Below are 2,683 nucleotides of genomic sequence, written 5' to 3'. Positions count from 1 at the left end.
TCATCACGACCGCGACGACTGCGGCGCGTCGTCCTCCTCGTCGCTCGCGGCTCACACGGTACCGTCGTGGCCGCATCCGCCGTCGGCGGCGTCGCTCCCTGCGGCGTGATCCACAACTCCACCGTCAACTCCTCGCGACATCCTCCGTCGATCGTCATGATTCGCGCCGCATCGATCCCGCGCGTGTTCACCAGGTAGTCCTTCGCTCGGTCGGCTCTCGCCTGCGCCTGCCCCGCCGGGCCCGTCCGCGCCGCATACACCACGATGTAGCCCGTCGCTCCCGGCTCGTTCTGCAACTGGATCGCGTAGTTATCCAACCGCGCTTTCTCGTCGTTGAACCGGATGTCTCCGTACTCATCGAACTTGCGTGACACCGTCGGCTGATTGACCGTGAACGAGCAACTCGCCGTCCGCTGGCACTCCGGTGCGAGCCCTCCGACCTCGACTGTCGCCGTGATCGTCTGTCCGCCTGCTCCCGTCGTGTCCACCGTGATCGATGGCGTGCCCTGTCCGCCGCTGATCGTTCCGCCGCTCACCGACCAGTTGTAGGTCAACGACATGTTCGGCGGCCCACCAGAGATGTTCGCCGATACCGTCGCCGATTGCCCCAGTTCCACCAACTGCGTCGGGCAGTCAACCGTGATCGTCGGGCACAACGGCACGCAGTCGCATTCGTTGACCGTCACCGTCGTCGAGGAGAAGGAGACGCAGCCGCAGCCGTCGTCCACTTCCACCGTCGCCGTGTACGTCCCAGGTGTGACTCCCGCCAGGTTCCACGTCACGTTCGGCCCATCGCCCGTGATCTGTCCGCCCGTCGTCGAATACGTATAGAGCAATGTATCGCCGTCAGGGTCAGAGGCGTTGGCCGTCAACTGCACCTGATCCGAGGTCGGTGTGCAGGCCGGGTTGGGCCCGAAGCCTGCCTGGCAGTTGGCTGCCTTCGTCACTGTCGACGAGGAGGCCGCCAGGTTCACCGTCGGTGGCTGGTTCGGCAGTATCTCCGGCGCGCGTGCATTTCTGTGTCCAATCCAGAACTGGAAGAGGAACCCGTGCGGGTCTTCCGATTCCACGAACCCGCGCGGGAACCCGCCGGCCGTTGCAGCCGCCGATCTCGCCGGTACGGTGAACGTCCCGCCAGCCGTTGTCCCCGGCCGTGCCGGGATGATCACCGTGCTCGACGGCACGGTCGTGTTGAAGTTCACATCGTTGAACAGCGAAGAGTCCTGCTGATCCAGATGCATCCTGTAAGCCGCACTCAATCCCCACCATCGGCGCGGGAAGATTCTCACACCCGCCAGAAACTCGATCGGATTGTTCTCAAACGCATTCGGTGTGCGTCCGCCCACGTAGCGCGTGCCACGAAACTCCGCGATCGGCTGGAAGTGCTTGTTGACGGGGAAGTCCGCCCCGACGCCGAACTGGAACTCGTCCGGTCTGTCCAGCATCGTGAACTCTCCGGTTGGGAATGTTCCCGACGGGTTCGAGTTCAGAATGTAAGTGGCGTTGACCGACAGGTTGGCTGAGCGCGAGAGTCGTCCTGAAAGGATTGCTCCTAAGCCGAAGTCGCCGATGTCGCCTGCCGGGCTCGCGCCCCTCTGCAATTGGTTGAAGGAGCCGAGGTCGTTGCCGTCATCGCCGTACCAGCGATAGAAGCCCAGCAGAGCGAACCCCAGCGGATTGTTGACATCCGTCAGCAGCCACTTGCCGCCGATCGTAAAGGTCGAAAAGGCCGTCTGCCCGTAGAGCCGATTGATAAAGGGCGCATCCGGCAGGTAAGAAGGTGAAATCGTAAAGGTCGCAGGCACGGTCAACTGTCCCTGCACCGCTCCGTTGGGAGCCGTCGGTGTCCCGGCAGCCGGGAAGGGGAAAGTCGTCGTCGCCAGCACCACGCCCGGCAGAATGCCGCCGACCACGGAACCGATGCCGGGGAAGTTATCGGCCGGGCCGAAGTTGCCGCTGTTGTTCTGTGCGACGGGCGGCCCCAGGGTGGCGTTGAAGCCTGGGAAGCCGAAGAATGTGCCTAAGCCGTTGGGGAAGCTCTGTGTTCCGCCCGGCCCCTGACCGAAGTTGCCCGCGTTGCCGCCCGAAAAGGGAAACTGCACGAAGGGCTGACCCGACAGGTAATAGGTGTTGAAGGCCGAGCCTGCGGCAAACTGCGCGGCACACTGCGGACAGAACGGCGGACGAAAGATGGCCGAGCCATTGAGCGTGCCGACGTTAGGGCCACTGGGAGCCAGGATGATGGCAGGCGCAGAGCCCAGCGCGGTCGTGCCGTTGAAGTAGACCTGCGAGTTGGGCAGGTAGAAACCAGACAGGTTCAGAGGATTGTTGACCTTGACGCCCTTGTAGGCATCGGTGTTGAAGAATAACTCCAAGTGGTCACCAAGTCCGACCTGAAAGGAGACGGGAATCTCCGTGATGTCGACATTGCCCGGGTCACGATCAAAGTTGGAATAGGCAATGGAGAAGGTGAACTCGCCACGGCGCAAAGTTGACCCGTCATAAATGGTGAAAAGTCCGGTGGGGCCTCCGGGAGGGCCACCCGTGCCGACCGTCGGAGCCTGATTTCTGGGGTCGGTCTCCGACCTCTGAGTCTGGGCCGAGGCTAAAGCAGCCAGAAGCACCAGTAACATGAACGCCATCAAGAGCGCTCTTCTCGCGAGTCTCATCGCATTCCTCCTGC

The 2,683-nt window shown here is 62.8% G+C and carries 1 protein-coding gene; it reads right to left on the bottom strand.

Features of this window, described 5'->3' with window-relative positions; all coding sequences use genetic code 11:
* Nucleotides 1–2,642 (bottom strand): hypothetical protein (locus VI215_08640; GenBank protein HEY6192374.1); only part of this gene is annotated, 2,642 nt, incomplete at its 3' end.
* Between the last annotated feature and the right edge of the window lie 41 nt (nt 2,643–2,683).

It is taken from the genome of Bacteroidota bacterium, assembly GCA_036522515.1.
Taxonomy (GTDB): Bacteria; Bacteroidota; Ignavibacteria; order UBA10030; family SZUA-254; genus VBOC01.
This window is presented reverse-complemented; position numbering and strand designations above follow the sequence as displayed.